Genomic DNA, 19,180 nt, shown 5'->3' on the forward strand with positions numbered 1-19,180 from the left:
TTAGAGCTTCACACCCTTCGCAATCAGGTCAGCAATTACAGCGTCGATACCGCGAGCATCGATGACCTTGATGCCCTTGACCGACAGGGTCAGGGTCACCTTACGGCGCAGGGAAGGCACGTAGTAGGTCTTCTTCTGGATGTTCGGATCGAAACGACGCTTGTTGCGACGGTGCGAGTGGGAGATGCTATGTCCGAAGGCCGGAGTAGTACCGGTTACCTGGCAAACAGCTGCCATGATCACTCCTCAGTTAGTTAGTAGTAAAATTCGGCGGTACTCGCGCACAGTGCCCATACCAAAATATCGACACCGCTTCTGCGTTATGAGTCCCGCCAACCAGTGAAACACCGTTAATACTGCACACTAGGAAGGTAACCAGGCTGGGTGAGAACCAACCGAAGAGCCTTAAAGTATGTAAGTCGGTGAACTTCGCAACCGGTCGAGCAATTTCCCCGTACTCAGTCGGCCACGATATTCGGTATTACGGGCAACGCGCAGTTGTTCTGCTGTTAGACGGCATAACAACACACGCGATTAACGCCTGATTAGCTTATCGAGAATTCCTCAGTGTTCCAAATCGAGGTTTTCCGAATTCAGGATCCAATGATCCGCATCAAGCGAAGTTGTAATTTTGCGTGCGATCCGCGTGAGATCGTTAACGTCCTTGTCATCAAGGGTATCGAAGAGAAGTCCGCGCACCGAGGCAACGTGGTGAGGCGCCATCTGCTGCACGGCTTCCCATCCGGCCTGCGTTAATGAGGCGATTTTCACACGGGCATCCTCTGCGGACTGCTCGCGGGTAACCCAGCCGCGCTTCTCCAGCTTCTTGACCACATGCGACAGTCGCGAAAGCGAAGCACTGGTGTGCGAAGCCAGCGTCGTCATGGTCAGCTGATGGTCCTTGGCCTCGGAGAGCATGGCGAGCATGTGGTAGTCGAAAAGCGTGATGCCTTCCAGGCCCTGCAGATCGGAATCCAAGGCCGCCGGAAGCAAAGTCATGACAGCATGCAGTCCAAGCCAGGCGTCGCGTTCAGGCCCGGAGAGCCAAACTGGCTTATCGCTCATGAAGTTTCCAATCGTTCATAGACCTGCACCTACAGGCCAGCAAGGTATCAACCTGTAGACCATATATTGTAAAGCTAAGTATTTACTATATGTCAGATGCCCGCATTTCGGCTCTCTGCCAATATTTCGTTCCGCCAGCCACCCTAATGGCCTTTGGGCCCGGCTGCATCCTGCAGGCAATGGTCCTGCAAATCACCGCAAGAGCAGCAAGCGGCCGGAGGCCTAGCGCCAGTCCAAAAACGTGCAGGTTCCAGAGGGCGCAAGGAGCGAGCTGGGTAACGCTCATGCTAGTGACGATCCCTGCTTTTTGACCAGCTGGCAAGCCAAAGGCCCGCGCTGAAGAGCGCGGGCCTTTGGAACCTAGGAATTCTCCAGCTGTTTCTTCTTCCGGTAGCTGATCACCTGTCCGATGACCACCACGAGCAGGGCAAGGATGAACATCGCCGAACCAATGACATTCGCCTGGGCCGGGATGCCGCGGGTAGCTGCCACATAGATGAACTTCGGGAAGGTCTGGAAGGTGCCGGAGTTGAAATTCGTGATGATGAAATCATCGAAACTCATCGCGAAGGACAACAGCGCGGCGGCCACAATGCCTGGCAGCAGCAGCGGGAACGTCACCTTCCAGAAGGCCGCACGCGGCGAGGCGTAGAGATCGGCGGCCGCTTCTTCCAATCGCGGATCCAGCGAGGAGACACGAGCCCTGACGGTGACGATCACGAAGGACATGCAGAACACGATGTGGGCGATCACGATGGTGGCGTAGCCCAGTTCCCAACCGAGGTTCAGGAACTGTGCCAGCAGCGAAGCACCGAGCACGACCTCCGGCGTAGCCAACGGCAAAATGATTAGCACATCGGTGAGCTTGCGGAACCGGAACTTGTAGCGGACCAGGCCGATGGCGATCAGCGTGCCCAAGGCGGTAGCGGCAATCGTGGCCACCGTGCCGACCTGCAGCGAGTGCACCAGCGATTCGCAGACCGCCGGAGCGCCGCAGGGGTTCTGCCAGTTCTCCAGGGTGAAGCCGCGCCAGTCCAGGTTGGTGCGGCCGGCATCGTTGAAGGAGAACACGAAGATGTACGCGATCGGGACCAGGAGGTAGATGAAAGCCAGCCCGCCGACAGCAGGGATGAACCAGCGTCCGATTTTCTGCTTCATGCTACATCAGCTCCTTGGTCCCGAAGCGGCGGATATAGATCGTGACCAGGACCAGGATCGAGACCATCAGCACGAAGCTCAACGCCGAGGCGCCCGGGTAATCGATGACCTTGAAGAATCTGGAATCGATGATCTGGCCGATCATCGTCGTATTGCGGTTATTGCCCAGCAGGGCCGCGTTCACGTAGTCGCCGGCGGCCGGGATGAACGTCAGCAGGGTGCCGGCGAAGACGCCTGGGGCGCTCATCGGCAGCGTCACCTTGAAGAAGGAGGTCATCGGGCTGGCATAGAGATCCCCCGAGGCCTCGAGCAGGCGTGTGTCCAGCCGGCCCAGGTTAGCGTAGATCGGCAGCACCATGAACGGCAGGAAGTTATAGGTCAGGCCCGCGACGACCGCGAACGGCGTGGCGGTCAGGTGCCCGTCGGCTGGCAGGATCGCCAGGAATTTCAGCGTTTGGGCGATGAACCCCTCATCGGCCAGTATCTGCTTCCAGGCCTGGGTGCGCAGAATGAAGCTGGAGAAGAACGGGGCGATCAGCAGCACCAGCAAGATGCCCTGCAGCAGCGTCTTCTCGCGCAAGCGGACTGCGACCAGGTAGGCCATCGGGAAGCCGATGAGCAAGGCCAGGACGGTGGCGATCAGCGCGAACCCGAAGGAGCGCAGCAGCTCGGGCCAGTAGGCGGCGAGCACCGTGGCGTAGTTGCCGATTTCGAAACCCGGCACGAATTCGCCGATTTCCCCGCCCTCGGGCTTCACGTACAGGCTCATTGCCAGCAGGACAACCACCGGAAGCGCGAAGAACAGGGCGAGCACCAGCATGCCCGGGGCGATCAGGTAGACGCCGGTGCGGCCCTTGCGCCGCTCCGCCCGGATCTCCTCGGGGCTGCGCAGGTCGACGATGCCCTTCTTGGTCATGACCGTCATGGCTGGTCAACTCCGGCATCCTCGTGCTCGGCACCGGCCAGGCCGAAGGAATGCTGCGCTTCCCAGGACAGGTACACGGTGTCGCCTTCGGCAGCCGGCTGCTGGCCGCGATTCTGCGTGAAGGTCCCGAGCGTGCCGATACCGTCCACCTCGACCAGGTACTCGGTGGTGGTGCCCGTGAAGGACACGTCGACCACGGTGCCGGACAAGCGGTTCTCCCCCGCATAGCCCTCGCGCGAGATCGTGATCTTCTCCGGGCGCACCCCGACGACCACCTCCCCTGAGGCCTGCACGGCGCGGTCGGCCGGCAGCAAGATGGTTTGGCCGTTGACCATGACGCTGAGCATGCCGGCGTCATTGCCGCTGACCGTGCCGCGCATCAGGTTCGACTTGCCCAGGAAGTTCGCGACGAACGCGGTCTTGGGCAGTTCGTAGAGTTCGCGCGGCGGGCCCATCTGCTCGATCCGTCCGCCGTTCATCACCGCGACCACGTCGGCCATGGTCATGGCTTCCTCCTGGTCGTGGGTGACGTGGATGAAGGTCAGGCCGACTTCGGTCTGGATGTTCTTCAGCTCCAGCTGCATTTGGCGGCGCAGCTTCATGTCCAGTGCCCCGAGGGGCTCATCGAGCAGCAGCACCTGCGGGCGGTTGACCAGAGCCCGGGCCAGGGCCACGCGCTGCTGCTGCCCGCCGGAGAGCTGGATCGGCTTGCGATTGGCAAGGTGCCCGAGCTCCACTAGGTCCAGCCCGGCCCTGGCTTTCTCCATCGCCTGCTTGTCCTTCTTGCGCTTGAGCCCGAAGGCCACGTTTTCCAGCACGCTCATGTGCGGGAACAGCGCATAGGACTGGAACACGGTGTTCACCGGACGCTGGTGGCTGGCCAGCGCGGTGACGTCCTGGCCGCCGATCGAGATGCTGCCCTCGCTGGGGGCCTCAAGGCCCGCGATCATGCGCAGGGTGGTCGACTTGCCGCAACCGGAGGGTCCGAGCAGGGCGAAGAAGGTGCCCGAAGGGACCACCAAATCCAGGTCCTTGACCGCCACGAAGCTGGAAAAGCGCTTGGTGATGCCCGAGAGGTGCAGATCCGCGCCGGTGGCAGTGGTTTCGGTACGCGTTGCCAAGGTTGTCATGCCCCTATCACTTCCTGGAACTGGTTGTGGAAATCGGTTTCTGCTGCCGGTACAGCACGTGCGGAGGTTGCCCGGTTGACGACGTCCCTGGCGCTGGCCGGGCCCGGACCGCGGCCTTTGGGCAGGCGCTGGCAGTTGATGGCTCGTTGGCGAGTCATGGTGTTCCCCGCTTTCTAGGCGCCGATTGCACTCTGGAATTCAGAGTTCAATGCGGTCTCTTCATCCGCTTCCAGCGAGCGGAAGACATGCGCCTTGGCCAGATCCTCATCGGTCGGGAAGATCAGCGGGTTGCCGACCAGGTCCGGGTCGATCTTTTCCATTTCTTCCTGGGCGCCAACCACCGGGCAGATGAAGTTCACGTAGGCTGCGACCTGCGCGGCCACGGCCGGGTCGTAGTAGAAGTCCATGAGCTTCTCGGAGTTGGCCTTGCGTGGCGAGGCCACCGGGACCATCAGGTTGTCGCTCCACAGGGTGCCGCCGGCCTCGGGGATCACGAACTCCCACTGGTCATCGTTCTCGAAGTTCATCTGCACGATATCGCCGGACCAGACGATGCCGGCGATCGCATCGCCCGAGACGAAGTCCTCCTTGTAGGAGTTGCCCTTGACCTGGCGGATCTGGCCATTGCCGATGTTCTCGCGCAGCACGTCGGCAGCGGCGCCGAATTCGCTTTCGCCCCATTGGCCGGCGATGTCCACGCCGTTGTGCAGCATCAGCAGGCCGATGGTGTCGCGCATTTCATCGAGCACGGTGATACGGCCCTTGAGCTTTGGATCCCAGAGGTCCTCGACGGATTTCAGGCCCTTGGGGAATGCCTTCTTATTCCAGGCGATGCCGGCGTAGCCGGACTGCCAGGTCAGCGAGTGCTTGCGTCCCGGGTCGAAGTCCACGTCCTTCAGGTTGGGCAGCAGGTTGGCCGAGTTGGGGATGTTCGCCAGGTCCAGCTCCTGGGCGTAGCCCTGGCGGATCATGCGGCCGGCCATCCAGTCGGTCATCGTGATGATGTCCTGGCCGATGTCCTGGCCTGCCTTGAGCTGGCCCTGCACCTTGCCGTAGTAGGTGTCGTTGCCGTCGATATCCTCGCGGTAGTTCACCTTGATGCCGGTCTGCTTGGTGAACGCATCCAGTGTCGGGTAGGTCTTCTTCTCGTCGTCGTAATCCAGGTACAGGGTCCAGTTGGCCCAGTTCACGGTGGGGTCATTTGCGGAAATGTCCTCGATCGACGGTGCGGCTTTGGTGCTGCTTCCTCCGGTGCCGCAGGCTGCGAGCAGCCCGGTCAGGCCCAATGCGCCGGCCGCGGAAAGCACGCTGCGGCGGGAGTAGCTGCGCTGGCTCATGGCCTGGACCAGTGCGCGGACTTGGGGGTCTTGCGGAAGTCGGCGTTGCGAGTGCGACATGGCTGGAATCCTAACGACGAATGTGATCGGCCACACATGAAAGTGTTGTCGTTCATCCTGCCAGCAATGCACAGGTCCAACAAGACCCGAACGCAAGTTTCCTTGTAAAAATTACGTTACGAAAACTGAAAACTTTCAAAAATACCCCTTTCGCAACTGAATCAGTGACGGTAGGGTCTGTGGAAAGTCCCTTAGACCTAGGAGGTCGATATGACGCTGCCCTCGCATACGGCACAGGCCATTGATGAAATTTCCAAGGAGATCATCGAGCAGCTGCAGGAAGATGGCCGGCGCTCCTATGCCGCCATCGGCAAGGCAGTGGGCCTGAGCGAAGCGGCTGTGCGCCAGCGCGTGCAGAAGCTGGTCGAGAGCCGCGTCGTGCAAATCGTCGCAGTCACCAACCCGCTGGAGTTGGGCTTCACCCGCCAGGCCATGATCGGCGTCGTCGCCGCCAGCGACATCAGCGGCACCGCCGACCGGATCGCCGAACTTCCGGAAGTCGACTACTGCGTGGTCACTGCCGGCAGCTCGGACATACTCGCGGAGGTCATCTGCTCGAACGATGAGGACCTGCTGCGCGTGATCGGAACGATCCGCGGGCTCGAAGGCGTGGTCAGCACCAATACGTACACCTACCTTTCACTCAAAAAACAGGAATACAACTGGGGAACACGATGAACACACCACGTGGTACCGATCGCCAGCAAGCCGCTCGCGATCACCTTTGGATGCACATGGCCCGGCACTCCGGAATTTCCAACGGCGCGCACGTTCCGATCATCTCGCGCGGCGAGGGGCACAAGATCTACGACGATGCCGGGCGCGAATACATCGACGGCTTGGCCGGGCTGTTCGTGGTCAACGCGGGGCACGGGCGCGCCGAATTGGCCGAAGCCATGGCCAAGCAGGCCGAGAAGCTGGCCTTCATGCCGCTGTGGTCCTACGCCCACGAACCGGCGATCGACCTGGCTGAGCGCCTGGCCAGCTATGCACCGGGCGACTTGAACCGCGTCTTCTTCACCACCGGCGGCGGCGAGGCGGTCGAATCCGCCTTCAAGCTGGCCAAGCAGCATTTCAAGATGAAGGGCAAGCCGGGCAAAACCAAGGTCATTTCGCGCGCCCTGGCCTACCACGGCACCCCTCAGGGAGCCTTGGCCATCACCTCGCTGCCGGATATGAAGACCCCGTTCGAGCCCTTGGTCCCCGGCACCTTCCGCGTGCCGAACACCAACTTCTACCGCGCACCGCAGATGTTCGCGGACAACGAGAAGGACTTCGGGCTGTGGGCCGCGGAGCGCATCCGCGAAGCCATCGAATTCGAAGGCGCCGACACCGTGGCGGCGGTCTTCCTGGAACCGGTGCAGAACTCCGGCGGCTGCTTCCCGCCACCACCGGGGTACTTCGACCGGGTCCGCGAGATCTGCGACGAATACGACGTGCTGCTGGTTTCCGACGAAACCATCTGCGCGTTCGGCCGCATCGGCTCGATGTTCGCCTGCAACGACTTCGGCTACGTCCCGGACATCATCACCTCGGCAAAGGCGCTGACCAGTGGCTATGTCCCGCTGGGCGTGATGGTCGTTTCCGACAAGCTGTTCGAGCCTTTCACCAAGGGCGATACCACCTTCTACCACGGCTACACCTTTGGCGGGCATCCGGTGGCAGCCGCGGTGGCGATGGCGAACCTGGACATCTTCGAGCGGGAAGGATTGAACGAGAACGTCAAGAACAATGCCGACGCGTTCAAATCCACGCTGTCGAAGCTCACCGATCTGGACATCGTTGGCGATGTGCGCGGCGCCGGCTACTTCTACGGGATCGAGCTGGTCAAGGACAAGGCGACCAAGGAGACCTTCAGCGACGCGGAGTCCGAACGCCTGCTGCGCGGGTACCTCTCCCCGGCCCTGTGGGAGGCGGGACTGTATTGCCGCGCCGACGATCGCGGCGACCCGGTCATCCAGTTGGCTCCGCCCATCACGATCGGGCAGCCGGAGTTCGACCAGATCGAATCCATCCTGCGCACCGTGCTGAAGGAAGCGGCCAGCAAGATCTAGCGCCACGAAGGCTCGCAGGCATCGCCTGCGAGCCTTTTCGCAAGTCAGAGCGTGTTACTTCACGAAGCTGCACGCAATTGGTGCTTTGTGGCATAGGCCACTAGTCTGAGGTCATTAGACGATCAAGATCGCCTTTTGGAAGATTGCAGGAACCTCATGACTTTGGAACCGACCAGAATCAGGTTGGCACGCGAACGTGCAGCGCTGAGCCGGTCCGCCTTGGCCGCCTCGCTGGGTATTTGCGAGCGCGAACTCGCCCATGCTCCCGAGGATCTTTCCCTTGCGCTGGCCGATGCGCTGGGCTGCGCGCCGCAGTTCTTCCGGCTTCCCGCGGCCCAGGGCATCGACACCGAGCGGATCTTCTTCCGCTCCCCGCGCCGCACCAGCACCGCGCAGAAAGTCGCCGCGGCCGCGCTGGGCCGCAACGGCGTGGAACTCTACAACCTGATCACGCGGAACTTCCGGCTCCCGCACACCGGGATCCCCGAGCTGTGCGGCTTCACCCCGGAAGATGCCGCCGCGCATCTGCGCACCGAATGGGATCTGGGATGCGGCGCGTTGCCCGATCTGCTGCATCTGCTCGAAGCCCGCGGGGTGCGGGTGCTGAGCCTGCCGGCCTCGCTCGAAGCGGTCAAGACCTTCAGCTTCTGGGAAGACGGGCAGGCCTTCATCTTCCTGGCCGCCGGCAGCCGCAATGCACAGCGCCTGGCGATGGCCCACGAGCTGGGGCATCTGCTGATGCACTCGTCGCTGGGCGAGAACCGCGAGCAGGTGGCCGCCGCGGAACGCGAAGCCGACGAATTCGCGGCACGCTTGCTCCTGCCCTCCCTGTCCCTGCAGGTTCGGGTCTCCGATTCCCTGCAGATCCCGCAGCTGCTGGCACTCGAAGAGCAGTTCGGTGCACCGGCCCAGGTGATCCTCGCGCATTCGCGTGCCCGCGGCTTGCTGGGCGAAGGCGCCTACCAGTGGTTGTCCCAGGAGCTGGCGCTGGAACCGGCCCAGGAGCACCAGCAGCTGGTCTCCCGGGTCTTCTCCCTGGTCTTCCCCTCCCTGCAGCGCGACCATCGGGCCAGCACCGCACGGATCGCCCGCGAATTAGGGCAAACCGCATCGCAGATCCATGAGCTGACCTTCGGGCAGGCGTTCGTGCTGCTCGAAGGAGAGAACCTGCACGACGCCGGCCAGGCGACCCGCGGCCACCTGCACGCGCTCTAGCAACCCCGGGGTTTGGCAGCTACGCTGGTGCCACCAGGCGATGGCGCCGCGGCCGATCGCCGAGCCAAAGGGGATCGCCATGCAAATCAACGCCGACAAATCCCGGCAAGTCGCCGAGGAGTCCCGCGAGCAGTTCGACCGGCCCAGCTTCGCCAAGGGCCTGTACATGGGGGCCGTGGACTTCTCCCTGATCGAACCATTGCCCAGCGCCCTGCATCCAGAACGCGGACAGGAATTCCTGCCGCAGCTCGAAGCGGTCCTCGATGGCATCGATCCGGAGCGCATCGAAGCCCAGGCGCGCATCCCCGGCGAATATATTGCCCAGCTTCGCCGCATCGGTGCCTTCGGCATGAAGATCCCGGTCGAATACGGCGGACTGGGGCTGAGCCTGCTGGACTACGGCCGGGCGCTGATGCGCGTCGGCGTGGTTTCCCCGGCCATCGGCGCGCTGCTCTCGGCCCACCAGTCCATCGGCGTCCCCGAACCGGTGAAGGCCTTCGGCACCGAGGAGCAAAAACGCGAGTACCTGCCGCGCTGCGCGGCAGGAGCCATCAGCGCCTTCCTGCTCACCGAGAACGATGTCGGTTCCGACCCTGCACGGTTGGGCACCGAAGCCCGGATCAGTCACGACGGCAGCCACTACATCCTGGATGGCGCGAAGCTGTGGACCACCAACGGGGTGGTCGCCGAGCTGCTCGTGGTGATGGCCGCGGTGCAGCCGCATGAGGCCCTCGGCCAAGAGCCTGCAGGTCGCGGCGGAATCACCGCCTTCATCGTCGAGGCCGATACCGCGGGCATCACCGTCGAGAACCGCAACCAGTTCATGGGCCTGCGCGGAATCGAGAACGGGGTGACCCGGTTCCGCTCGGTGCGCGTGCCGGCGGCCAACCGCCTGGGCAAGGAAGGCTCGGGGCTGAAGATCGCGCTGAGCACCCTGAACACCGGGCGCTTGTCCATCCCGGCCATGTGCGCCGGGGCCGGCAAATGGTCCACGAAGATCGCCCGTGAATGGTCCGCGGCCCGCGTGCAGTGGGGCCACCCGGTCGGCAAGCACCAAGCCGTCGCCGGCAAGCTCGCCTGCATCGCGGCCAGCAGCTATGCGCTGGAAGCGGTGTTCGAGGTGTCCGCCCGGCTGGCCGATGCCGGCATGAAGGATATTCGCATCGAGGCGGCCCTGGCCAAGCTCTGGGCTTCGGAGGCTGCCTGCACGATCGCCGATGAGCTGCTGCAGATCCGCGGCGGGCGCGGATTCGAGACCGCGCAGTCGCAGGCAGCGCGCGGCGAGCGGGCGGTGCCGGTCGAACAGATGCTGCGCGACCTGCGGATCAACCGCATCTTCGAAGGCTCCACCGAAATCATGCACCTCCTGATTGCCCGCGAGGCCGTGGATGCGCACCTGCAGGCGGCCGGGGACCTGGCGCGTGCCGGGTCGAGCATCCAGGACAAGGCCCGAGCGGCGGTGGATGCCTCGGGGTTCTATGCCCGGTGGCTGCCCAAGCTTGCGATGGGCGCAGGCTCGCTTCCGAACTCCTATGCCGAGCACGGCCCATTGGCCAAGCACCTGCGCTATGTGGAGCGGACCTCGCGGCGGCTGGCACGCCAGACGTTCGCCGGGATGGCGCGCTGGCAGGCCGGCCTGGAAAAGCAGCAGGTCTTCCTGGGCCATATCGTGGATATCGGCGCGGAGCTGTTCGCCATGTCCGCCGTGATCGCCAAGACCACTGCGCTGCCGCAGTCCCCGGCTGGCCAGCGCAACTCGGCGCAGGATCTTGCCCTGGCCTTCTGCGAACAGGCCGCGCAACGCTGCGAGGAGCATTTCGGCAGGCTCTGGAAAAACACCACCCGTACCGATGGACGGATCGCCGCGGACCTGCTGGACGGGAAGTTCCAGTGGCTGGAGGCAGGGGTCCGCGATGTCTCCGAAGGCACCGGAGAGTGGATCGCCCAGTGGTCCGATGGAGTTCGCAAAGACGTGCGGTGGCCCTACCCGGAGGATGCCTAGGGCTCCACGATCTCGATGTCCAGTTCCCCGGCACGCCACTTCGCGGTCATGCGCTCGGCGAGGGCATCGGCCGCCAGGGCTTCCTGCGGGGTCATCCAGTAGGTGTTCACCCGGAGTTTCTGCTGCGGGTCGAGTTCCTTGGACAGCAGGGCCATCGGCCGGCATCCAGGGATCTTCACCGCGTGGAACAACCCGCAATGCCTGCCGATATGGTGGATCATGCATCCCAAGGCCGCGGACTCGATGTCCGTGTTGCCGCCCTTTTCCCACGCGTCGAGATGATCCAGTTCGCATCGTTCGGCGGGCATGCTGCATCCCGGATACAGGCACCCTCGATAGGCCGCCCGGATGGCGCGGCCCTGCGCCTTGCTATACAGCCGCTGGGTGCGGCCCAGATCCAGGGGCAGGCTCTGGCCGTTCAGCACCAGCGGATAGATTCCGGCCGTGCACAATGCCGCTCTGGTTTCGCCCGGGGATAGCTGGATCCCGGTGGAAGTGACCGCGAATTCCTTGCCGTCGCGTCTCATCTTCTCGTAATCCAGGATGATGCTCACCTGCGGTACCGCCAACCCGGGTTGTTTCCCTGGCGAACCGCTCTGGTTGCGGTCGGTCATCAGCAAGGCCAGGAATCCTACGAGCCGGCGTCGTTCTGGCTTGAGCTCCTCGAACTGGGTGGCGGCCGGGCCGGCAGGTTCCTCGGGCTCTTCAGGTTCTTCGGGTTCGTCAGGTTCCTCGGGTTCTCCAGGTTCGTCAGGTTTGTCAGGTTTGTCAGGTTCTTCGGGTTCTTCAGGTTCGGCGGATCCCTCGGGTGCCGATCCGGCAGGTTCCCCGTCTTTGGCCCAGTCGGGCATCGATTCCTCGTCATCCCAGCCGCTGCCCTGGGCACCGGTGAACTGCGCCTCGGCGTGCGCCAGGGCTTCGCGGTTCCCGGCCACGGTGGCCGGGTTGTCCAGCGCGTTGAAATACGCTTCGATCATCGCCGCATGGGCGGGCAGGACGCGCAGGACGTATTCGACCAGGCCCTGGCGCATGCCCTTCTTGAAGATCCCGATCCCATCCAGCAGGGCCTGCAACGGGCGCTGGCCGGACTTCACCTGCGCCACCAGTGCGTTGATGTGCCTGCGGGCGGCCTTGGGTTCGCTGCGGATGAAGGCGGCCGATTCGGCTTGCAGCTGGTCCTTCTTGGCCTGCCCGGCCTGGCCTTCGCCGAAGTCCTTGCGGGCCGAATGCAGTTTCAGCGCGGCCGAGGACACCAGCCGGGGATCCACGTCGGGGTCGGCGAATTGCCCGGCCAGTTCCGGCAACCAGGCGGGCAGCGTTTGCCCTGCCTCGTCGACACCGCCCAGCAAGCAATCCACCAGGGCCAGCCGGTCGCGGACCGTGCTGCGCGGGATGTCCAGCCAGCCGTGCAGCAGCCCGGCCGTGTTCTTGAAATGCGTGCGGGCAGTGGTGGTGCGCCCGGCGGCCGCCTGGAATGCGGCGAGGCTCGGGTGCTCGCCTGCCTCGGTGACGGCCTGGAAGGATTCCTGGTCGAGCTTGTGGGCACCGGTGCGGCGCAGCGCATGGGCGGCGTGCAGCTGGGTGCGGCTCTGGCGGCGGGCGAGCTTGTCAGCAAGCTGCGCAAAGCAGGCCGCGTGGCCGGGGCTCAATGGCCCGCCGGCAAGGACCGCGGTGGCCGATGCGATGAGTTCTTCCGCGTCGGCCAGGTCCTTCAGCGCCTGTGCCTGCTCTGTGCTCATGCCCCCATGATGCCTGCGGCGTCCTGCGGGGTTTTCTCACCGGGAGCCAAGTGTGGATAGCTCAGCCGTGCATGCGGTACCAGAGCAGCGCCACCTGCAGCGAGGCGCGGGATTCGGCGGAGTCCAGCTGCACCCCGAGCTTGGCTTCGAGCTTGGCCAGCCGGGAGTAGAGGGTGGGCCGCGAGAGGTAGCCGGCCTTGGCCAGCGCGGTTTTGTTCCCGCCGTGGGCCAGGTAGAGATCGAGCAGGTCAAGGGCGGCCAGGTCGAGCGGGTTGAGCAGGCCGGAGAGCTCGGCCAGCGCGAAGGTGCGCAGCTTCGGGTCGCTGCCCATGGCCGAGAGCACCCCGCGCAGGCGCAGGTCGGCGAAGCGGTAGTAGGGCTGGGCGCGGGTGGGCAGGTGCGGGACGATCTGCGCGACCTGCGCGGCTTCCTCCAGCCCGGCGATGCTGGTAGCCAGGGTGCCTTCGGGGCCCACGCCGATGGCCACCGGCGCGGTGAGCTGCTCGGCCAGGCGGCGAGTGAAGCCCTGCAGGGTGGAGTCCAGCAGTTCGCGGGCGCGCAGCGGCAGAATCAGCCCCAGGTACCCGGGCTTGAGCGAGCCGGCCAGGATGCCCAGGTGCAGGGTGTCGGCCAGCTGGTCGAGCACTTCGAGCAGGGCGCGGTCGGCCAGCTGGGTTTCGGTCGGCGTGCCGGAACCGGCCAGGGAGATGACCACCGGGACATAGTAGGGGGCGGCGGCCAGGCCCAGGGCCTGGGTGCGGATGGCGATGTCCTTGTCGCTGTAGCTGTGCCCGGCCTGCAGTTCGTGCAGCGTGGAGGTGCGCGCCTGGTAGAGCAGCTCGCGCTGGTCGCGCCCGGACAGGCGGGCGATGGTCAGCGCCTGGCCGGCCCGTTCCAGCACCAGGGCCGCGCGGTCGTCGTCCTCCAGCACGGCCGGGACGATCAGCCGCCCCCAGCGGCTGCGGACCGCGCCGACCGGGGTCTGCAGCCAGTTCTCGGTGCCGGTGGCGCGTCCAGTGTGCTCCAGGAACCCGACGAAGCGCGAACGGGTGATCCAGTGTTCCAGTTGCGCGCCGGACTGGGCGAGCACGTGGTGGCGGACATCTTCCAGGACCACGGGGGCCGAGAGCAGCTGCGCGGTGCGGTCCACGATCTGCGCTTCGTCGGCCTCGGTCAGCGAGAGCCCGGTGTAGATTTCGTGCACCGTGCGGGAGAACTGGACGGCCTCGAGCTGCTCGGCGACGAGTTTCTGGTGGATGACCTCGGTGATGGACACGAAGCGGGTGGTGGTGCGCAGGGCGATGACCGGCAGGCCCAGGTCGGCGACGTCCAGCGGTGCGCCGGAAAGGTCCTCGATGATGACCCCGACGGCCCCGGCCTCGCGCAGCGCGGTGATGAAGGCGCGCACGTCGCTCACGTTGCGCAGGGTCGTGAGGATCAGCTCGCGGCCCAGCAGCAGGTCGATGTTCTCGGTGGATTCGGTCACGTGCACCCAGCGAAGCGGCGCGTCCATCCCTGTTCCGCAGAGCACCTGGGGGTCGGCGGCTTGGACCACCGGCAGGTGCAGTACCTCGTCTACCGTCAGCATTTTTTACACTCCGTCAGCACTAGTGCTTAAATCATGACACAGTGATGGTGTCGTCCCTCACATCCATGACCCATGATGAAGGCAGGCACCCAACTTCGAAAGGCCGATACGATGACCGCAACGCTGACCGGCACCCTGCAGCACTGGATCAACAACGCCAATTACTCCGCCGATGACCGCACCGGCAAGATCTACAACCCCGCCACCGGCGAGGTCACCCGCCAGGTTGCGCTGGCCTCCAAGGCCACCACCGAGCATGCGATCGCCGCAGCCGCCGAGGCTTTCCCGAAGTGGCGCGACACCTCGCTGGCCCGCCGCACCGCGATCATGTTCAACTTCCGCCAGCTGCTGGCCGAGCGCAAGGGCGAGCTGGCCGCGATCATCACCGCCGAGCACGGCAAGGTGCTGGACGACGCGCTGGGCGAAGTGGCCCGCGGCCTGGAAGTCGTCGAGCTGTGCTGCAACGCCCCCTACCTGCTCAAGGGCGAGTTCTCGCAGAACGCCTCCACCGGCATCGACGTGCAGTCCATGCGCCAGCCGGTCGGCGTCTCGGCCATCATCTCCCCCTTCAACTTCCCGGCCATGGTGCCGCTGTGGTTCTTCCCGGTAGCGATCGCCGCCGGCAACGCGGTGGTGCTCAAGCCATCGGAGAAGGACCCGTCGGCCGCCAACTGGCTGGCCGAGCTGTTCACCGAGGCCGGCCTGCCCGAGGGCGTGCTGAACGTGGTGCACGGCGACAAGGAGGCGGTGGACACCCTGCTGACCGATCCGCGCGTGAACTCCGTGTCCTTCGTGGGTTCCACCCCGATCGCGCAGTACGTCTACTCCACCGGCACCGCGCACAACAAGCGGGTGCAGGCCTTTGGCGGCGCGAAGAACCACATGCTGGTGCTTCCGGATGCCGACCTGGACCTGGCCGCCGACATGGCGGTCAACGCAGGCTTCGGCGCGGCCGGCGAGCGCTGCATGGCGATCTCCGTGGTCGTCGCGATCGACACCATTGCCGATGAGCTGGTGGCCAAGATCGCCGAACGTGCCAAGACGCTGCGCGTGGGCGATGGCACCCGCGGCTGCGACATGGGCCCGCTGATTACCGGCGAGCACAAGGCGAAGGTGGCCGGATACATCGAGGCCGGCATCTCCGCCGGCGCGGACCTGGTGCTCGATGGCCGCACCGGCACCGTGGACGCCGATGGCGAGGGCTTCTTCCTGCACCCGACGATGTTCGACCGCGTGGGCACGGACATGTCCATCTACACCGAGGAGATCTTCGGTCCGGTGCTCTCGGTGGTGCGCGTGGAGAGCTTCAACGAGGGCATCGGGCTGATCAACTCCTCGCCGTACGGCAATGGCACCGCGATCTTCACCAACGACGGCGGCGCGGCCCGCCGCTTCGAGGACGAGATCCAGGTGGGCATGGTCGGGGTCAACGTGCCGATCCCGGTACCGGTGGGCTACCACTCCTTCGGCGGCTGGAAGGCCTCGCTGTTCGGCGACCAGCACGCCTACGGCCCGGAGGGCTTCAAGTTCTTCACCCGCAACAAGGTGATCACCAAGCGCTGGCTGGATCCCAGCCACGGCGGCATCAACCTCGGCTTCCCGCAGAATGACTGATACCCATGACTGAACCACTGACACAGCCACTGACGCAGGGCGTTTCCGCAGCGGATATCGCCGCTGGCCAGCACGCCTACGAGCTGGACCGCAAGCACGTCTTCCACTCCTGGCAGGCCCAGGGGCCGTTCGCCCCGATGACCATCCTGAAGGCCGAAGGCTCCTGGGTATGGGACGGCGAGGGCAACGCGCTGATCGACCTCTCCAGCCAGCTGGTGAACACGAACATCGGGCACCAGCACCCGAAGGTGATCGCCGCGATCCAGGAGCAGGCCGGCAAGCTGGCCACCATCGCCCCGCAGCATGTGAATGATGCGCGCTCTGAGGCGGCCCGGCTGATCGCCAAGCACACCCCCGGGCAGCTGGACAAGATCTTCTTCACCAATGGCGGTGCCGATGCAGTGGAGCATGCGGTGCGCATGGCGCGGCTGCATACCGGCAAGCACAAGGTGCTCTCCGCGTACCGTTCCTACCACGGCGGCACCCACCTGGCGGTGAACCTCACCGGGGATCCGCGGCGCTTCGCCTCGGACCACGCCACCGATGGGGTGGTGCGCTTCTTCCCGGCCTACCCGTACCGCTCCTACTTCAATTCGAGCACCCTCGAGGAGGAGACGGCCCGGGCGCTGAAGCACCTGGAGGACACGATCCTGCTCGAAGGCCCGGGCACTATTGCCGCGATCATCTTGGAGAGCATTCCGGGTACCGCCGGCATCTACCTGCCGCCTCCGGGGTACCTGCAGGGCGTGCGCGAGCTGACTAAGAAGCACGGCATCGTGTACATCGCCGATGAGGTGATGGCCGGATTCGGGCGCAGCGGGCAATGGTTCGCGGTGGACCATGCCGGGGTGGTGCCGGACCTGCTGACCTTCGCCAAGGGCGTGAATTCCGGCTACGTGCCGCTGGGCGGGGTGGCGATCAGCCCGGAAATCTTCGAGACCTTCCGCGAGCGGGTCTACCCGGGCGGGTTGACCTATTCGGGCCACCCGCTGGCCTGCGCGGCGGCGGTAGCCACCATCACCGCGATGGAGGACGAGGCCATGGTGGAGAACGCCAAGCGCTTGGGCGAGGAAATCATCGGGCCGCGCCTGGCGCAGTTCGCCGCCGAGCACCCGAGCGTGGGCGAGGTGCGCGGAACCGGCGTGTTCTGGGCGATCGAGCTGGTGAAGAACCGGGAAACCCGCGAGCCGCTGGCCGCCTATGGAGGCAGCAGCCCGGAGATGAACCAGGTGGTTGCCGCCGCGAAGGCCGCAGGGCTGCTGCCCTTCGCGAACTTCAACCGGCTGCATGTGGTGCCGGCGATGAATATCGAGGACGACGTGCTGATCGAAGCACTGGATCGCCTCGAGCAGGCCTTGGCCGTCGCCGACACGTTCGTTCAATAGCACCGATCTGGCAGGACAGTTCAGCTGTCCTGCCAGTTCTGCATTCAAAGGAGATCGAGATGACTACCGTGGCGACCAGTCCAGTGCTATGCGCCCATCCCCGGGCCTCGCTCGATGAGCAGGACCGCAAGCAGGCCAGCGTGGACCGCTCCGGCTATGTGCCCCCGACCTTTGCCGACGGGGTGATCTTCGCGCAGGACATCGATGATGTGGTGCTGGCGATGCAGTTGGCCCACAAGCATGGCGCCACGATCGTCCCGCGCGGGGCCGGCACCGGGCTGGCGGCAGGGGCCAGCGCCGAGGCCGGGCAGATCGTGCTCGACTTGTCCCGAATGGACAAGATCCTGGAAATCGATCCGGTGGAAGCCACCGCGGTGGTGCAGCCCGGCGTGCTCAATGCGGCGGTGAACCAGGCCGCCGGCGAGCACGGGCTGTTCTACGCCCCGGATCCTGCCAGTACAGCGATCTGCTCGATCGGCGGCAATATCGCCACCAACGCCGGCGGCATGTGGTGCGCCAAGTACGGGGTGACCCGCGAGTCGGTGCTCAGCTTGCTGGTGGTGCTGCCCGACGGGCAGTTGCTGCGTACCGGGCGGCGGACCATCAAGGGCGTGGCCGGCTATGACATGAATGCGCTGATGATCGGTTCGGAAGGCACCTTGGGCATTGTGGTTGAAGCGCTGCTGCGCCTGCGCCCGAAGCCCAAGCACACCTCCACCTTGGTCGCCTACTTCCCCGATGAGGATACCGCGGCAAAGGCCGTCTCGGCGGTGATCGCCGAACGGCTGGCCCCCTCGGTGCTGGAGCTGATGTGCGGCAAGACCCTGAAGGCAGTGGATGCGGCGCTCGGAACGGATCACGAAGCGCGCGGCGGTGCTTTGCTGCTCGCGCAGACCGACGGCTACGGCGCGCAGCTGGAAATGCAGGCGCTGCAGGATGCGATCGCCCCGCTGGCCGCGCACATCGAGATCGCCACGGACCAGGAGCAAGCACAGGCGCTGATCGAAGCCCGTCGCCAGGCGATCCCGAGCATGGAGCTGCTGGGCACCGCCTCGATCTGCGATATCGGCGTGCCGCGCAATCGCTTGGCCGAAGCCTTCGCCGGCCTGCAGCGCATCGAGGATGAACGCGGAGTATCGATCTTCACTATCGCCCATGCCGCCGATGGCAACCTGCATCCGATCATCGTGGTGCCTGAAGGCCAATCCATCACCAGCGGCGCGCCGAAGGCCGCGCTGGGAGACATGTTCCACCTCGCCAAGTTCCTGGGCGGCACGCTCACCGGCGAGCACGGCATCGGTTTGCTCAAGCAGGATTGGCTGGCCCAGGAGCTGGGGGAAACCTCGCTTGCGCTGCAGCGACGGGTGCGCGCGGTGTTCGATCCACAGGGCATCTTGAACCCGGGCAAGGCGATTTAACCCTAGAAGTCATCCGCTGACATGGGTAGGGTAAATACATGGATGAGTATCTACCGGTGGACTTCAGCCTTCCTCTCGTGTCGCTGGCGGCTTCTGTGATCTTCTTGCTGATCGGGTTGCCCTTGATCATCCACGCCCTGATCCGACGCAACGGCTTCACCCGCCTGCGTGACGGGGAGCAGACTTATGCGCGACGCGCATCCATCCGCACCGAGTTCATTTCTGCCGGAATTGCTGTGGTGGCAACGGCCATCTGCCTGCTCATGGGCATCACCGGCTACAACACCGCGATGAGCAACCTCGTGGCGAACGTCCAGAAGGAATATTCGCCGACCGAGTTGGAGATCAAGTACTGGAACGGGTCGTGGGCAACAGCAGATATCGCCTTTGCCGATGGCACCAGCTACGTGGATGCCCAGATCTCAATGCAGTCTGCCTACCGTCCACTAGTTGAACCGAAGATGACGCAGGATTAGCTGGCAGAGAACTG

17 protein-coding genes are annotated in these 19,180 nt (G+C 64.7%); 8 read left to right on the forward strand and 9 right to left on the reverse strand.

Translation table 11 applies throughout. The features are described from left to right. The 7 genes from rpmB to ACWICV_RS07175 all read right to left on the reverse strand — a co-directional run bounded on the left by rpmB (position 1) and on the right by ACWICV_RS07175 (position 5,675). A complete protein-coding gene (rpmB, locus tag ACWICV_RS07145) occupies positions 1-237 on the reverse strand; it encodes a 50S ribosomal protein L28 (protein ID WP_013349911.1) in 237 nt (78 codons plus the stop codon). A 327-nt stretch (positions 238-564) separates the two neighbouring features. Further along, a complete protein-coding gene (locus tag ACWICV_RS07150) occupies positions 565-1,065 on the reverse strand; it encodes a MarR family winged helix-turn-helix transcriptional regulator (RefSeq protein ID WP_105657039.1) in 501 nt (166 codons plus the stop codon). Positions 1,066-1,425: 360 nt separating this feature from the next. After that, entirely contained in the window at positions 1,426-2,223 is a 798-nt protein-coding gene (locus ACWICV_RS07155) for an ABC transporter permease (protein ID WP_133833539.1), read from the reverse strand. A 1-nt stretch (position 2,224) separates the two neighbouring features. Then, positions 2,225-3,148: an ABC transporter permease gene (locus ACWICV_RS07160; protein WP_105657041.1), complete on the reverse strand. Its 924-nt coding sequence runs from the start codon at positions 3,146-3,148 to the stop codon at positions 2,225-2,227. Next, the gene (locus tag ACWICV_RS07165; RefSeq protein ID WP_332727292.1) at positions 3,145-4,278 is read right to left on the reverse strand and encodes an ABC transporter ATP-binding protein; all 1,134 of its coding nucleotides are present in this window, start codon (positions 4,276-4,278) and stop codon (positions 3,145-3,147) included. The genes ACWICV_RS07160 and ACWICV_RS07165 overlap by 4 nt, the downstream gene beginning before the upstream one ends. Further along, on the reverse strand, positions 4,275-4,436 hold the full coding sequence (locus tag ACWICV_RS07170) for a hypothetical protein (RefSeq protein ID WP_400288699.1): 162 nt from the start codon (positions 4,434-4,436) through the stop codon (positions 4,275-4,277). The genes ACWICV_RS07165 and ACWICV_RS07170 overlap by 4 nt, the downstream gene beginning before the upstream one ends. A gap of 15 nt (positions 4,437-4,451) precedes the next feature. Continuing rightward, a complete protein-coding gene (locus ACWICV_RS07175; RefSeq protein ID WP_105657043.1) occupies positions 4,452-5,675 on the reverse strand; it encodes an ABC transporter substrate-binding protein in 1,224 nt (407 codons plus the stop codon). 210 nt (positions 5,676-5,885) lie between these two features. On the opposite strand from ACWICV_RS07175, the gene ACWICV_RS07180 reads away from it, so the two are divergent. The 4 genes from ACWICV_RS07180 to ACWICV_RS07195 all read left to right on the forward strand — a co-directional run bounded on the left by ACWICV_RS07180 (position 5,886) and on the right by ACWICV_RS07195 (position 10,946). Further along, complete coding sequence (locus ACWICV_RS07180) at positions 5,886-6,353, forward strand: Lrp/AsnC family transcriptional regulator (RefSeq protein ID WP_105657044.1); 468 nt, start codon at positions 5,886-5,888, stop codon at positions 6,351-6,353. Continuing rightward, entirely contained in the window at positions 6,350-7,729 is a 1,380-nt protein-coding gene (locus tag ACWICV_RS07185; protein ID WP_105657045.1) for an aspartate aminotransferase family protein, read from the forward strand. The genes ACWICV_RS07180 and ACWICV_RS07185 overlap by 4 nt, the downstream gene beginning before the upstream one ends. A 156-nt stretch (positions 7,730-7,885) precedes the next feature. Then, positions 7,886-8,944, forward strand: coding sequence for an ImmA/IrrE family metallo-endopeptidase (locus tag ACWICV_RS07190; RefSeq protein WP_105657046.1), 1,059 nt, complete (start codon positions 7,886-7,888; stop codon positions 8,942-8,944). A 79-nt stretch (positions 8,945-9,023) separates the two neighbouring features. Continuing rightward, a complete protein-coding gene (locus ACWICV_RS07195) occupies positions 9,024-10,946 on the forward strand; it encodes an acyl-CoA dehydrogenase family protein (RefSeq protein WP_365943164.1) in 1,923 nt (640 codons plus the stop codon). On the opposite strand, the gene ACWICV_RS07200 is transcribed toward ACWICV_RS07195, so the two are convergent. After that, positions 10,943-12,685, reverse strand: coding sequence for an HNH endonuclease signature motif containing protein (locus ACWICV_RS07200; RefSeq protein WP_454090573.1), 1,743 nt, complete (start codon positions 12,683-12,685; stop codon positions 10,943-10,945). The genes ACWICV_RS07195 and ACWICV_RS07200 overlap by 4 nt on opposite strands. 61 nt (positions 12,686-12,746) lie before the next feature. Beyond that, a complete protein-coding gene (locus ACWICV_RS07205) occupies positions 12,747-14,273 on the reverse strand; it encodes a PucR family transcriptional regulator ligand-binding domain-containing protein (protein ID WP_332485880.1) in 1,527 nt (508 codons plus the stop codon). A 111-nt stretch (positions 14,274-14,384) separates the two neighbouring features. Between ACWICV_RS07205 and ACWICV_RS07210 the strand changes: the two genes are divergently transcribed. The 4 genes from ACWICV_RS07210 to ACWICV_RS07225 are packed head-to-tail and all read left to right on the forward strand — an operon-like array spanning position 14,385 to position 19,166. After that, positions 14,385-15,887: a CoA-acylating methylmalonate-semialdehyde dehydrogenase gene (locus tag ACWICV_RS07210; protein ID WP_454090572.1), complete on the forward strand. Its 1,503-nt coding sequence runs from the start codon at positions 14,385-14,387 to the stop codon at positions 15,885-15,887. Positions 15,888-15,892: 5 nt separating this feature from the next. After that, positions 15,893-17,272 (forward strand): aminotransferase class III-fold pyridoxal phosphate-dependent enzyme, encoded by a 1,380-nt coding sequence (locus tag ACWICV_RS07215; RefSeq protein WP_454090571.1) that lies wholly within the window; start codon positions 15,893-15,895, stop codon positions 17,270-17,272. A gap of 59 nt (positions 17,273-17,331) precedes the next feature. Continuing rightward, the gene (locus ACWICV_RS07220) at positions 17,332-18,690 is read left to right on the forward strand and encodes an FAD-binding oxidoreductase (RefSeq protein WP_454090570.1); all 1,359 of its coding nucleotides are present in this window, start codon (positions 17,332-17,334) and stop codon (positions 18,688-18,690) included. Positions 18,691-18,728: 38 nt separating this feature from the next. After that, complete coding sequence (locus tag ACWICV_RS07225) at positions 18,729-19,166, forward strand: hypothetical protein (protein WP_454090569.1); 438 nt, start codon at positions 18,729-18,731, stop codon at positions 19,164-19,166. Positions 19,167-19,180 lie beyond the last annotated feature (14 nt).

The organism is Glutamicibacter sp. NPDC055354, assembly GCF_053644955.1.

What these genes read in the sequence shown, in the direction of transcription:
- rpmB (WP_013349911.1), bottom strand. Translation starts at nt 237, where the DNA reads ATGGCAGCTGTTTGCCAGGTAACCGGTACTACTCCGGCCTTCGGACAT.
- ACWICV_RS07150 (WP_105657039.1), bottom strand. Translation starts at nt 1,065, where the DNA reads ATGAGCGATAAGCCAGTTTGGCTCTCCGGGCCTGAACGCGACGCCTGG.
- ACWICV_RS07155 (WP_133833539.1), bottom strand. Translation starts at nt 2,223, where the DNA reads ATGAAGCAGAAAATCGGACGCTGGTTCATCCCTGCTGTCGGCGGGCTG.
- ACWICV_RS07160 (WP_105657041.1), bottom strand. Translation starts at nt 3,148, where the DNA reads ATGACGGTCATGACCAAGAAGGGCATCGTCGACCTGCGCAGCCCCGAG.
- ACWICV_RS07165 (WP_332727292.1), bottom strand. Translation starts at nt 4,278, where the DNA reads ATGACAACCTTGGCAACGCGTACCGAAACCACTGCCACCGGCGCGGAT.
- ACWICV_RS07170 (WP_400288699.1), bottom strand. Translation starts at nt 4,436, where the DNA reads ATGACTCGCCAACGAGCCATCAACTGCCAGCGCCTGCCCAAAGGCCGC.
- ACWICV_RS07175 (WP_105657043.1), bottom strand. Translation starts at nt 5,675, where the DNA reads ATGTCGCACTCGCAACGCCGACTTCCGCAAGACCCCCAAGTCCGCGCA.
- ACWICV_RS07180 (WP_105657044.1), top strand. Translation starts at nt 5,886, where the DNA reads ATGACGCTGCCCTCGCATACGGCACAGGCCATTGATGAAATTTCCAAG.
- ACWICV_RS07185 (WP_105657045.1), top strand. Translation starts at nt 6,350, where the DNA reads ATGAACACACCACGTGGTACCGATCGCCAGCAAGCCGCTCGCGATCAC.
- ACWICV_RS07190 (WP_105657046.1), top strand. Translation starts at nt 7,886, where the DNA reads ATGACTTTGGAACCGACCAGAATCAGGTTGGCACGCGAACGTGCAGCG.
- ACWICV_RS07195 (WP_365943164.1), top strand. Translation starts at nt 9,024, where the DNA reads ATGCAAATCAACGCCGACAAATCCCGGCAAGTCGCCGAGGAGTCCCGC.
- ACWICV_RS07200 (WP_454090573.1), bottom strand. Translation starts at nt 12,685, where the DNA reads ATGAGCACAGAGCAGGCACAGGCGCTGAAGGACCTGGCCGACGCGGAA.
- ACWICV_RS07205 (WP_332485880.1), bottom strand. Translation starts at nt 14,273, where the DNA reads ATGCTGACGGTAGACGAGGTACTGCACCTGCCGGTGGTCCAAGCCGCC.
- ACWICV_RS07210 (WP_454090572.1), top strand. Translation starts at nt 14,385, where the DNA reads ATGACCGCAACGCTGACCGGCACCCTGCAGCACTGGATCAACAACGCC.
- ACWICV_RS07215 (WP_454090571.1), top strand. Translation starts at nt 15,893, where the DNA reads ATGACTGAACCACTGACACAGCCACTGACGCAGGGCGTTTCCGCAGCG.
- ACWICV_RS07220 (WP_454090570.1), top strand. Translation starts at nt 17,332, where the DNA reads ATGACTACCGTGGCGACCAGTCCAGTGCTATGCGCCCATCCCCGGGCC.
- ACWICV_RS07225 (WP_454090569.1), top strand. Translation starts at nt 18,729, where the DNA reads ATGGATGAGTATCTACCGGTGGACTTCAGCCTTCCTCTCGTGTCGCTG.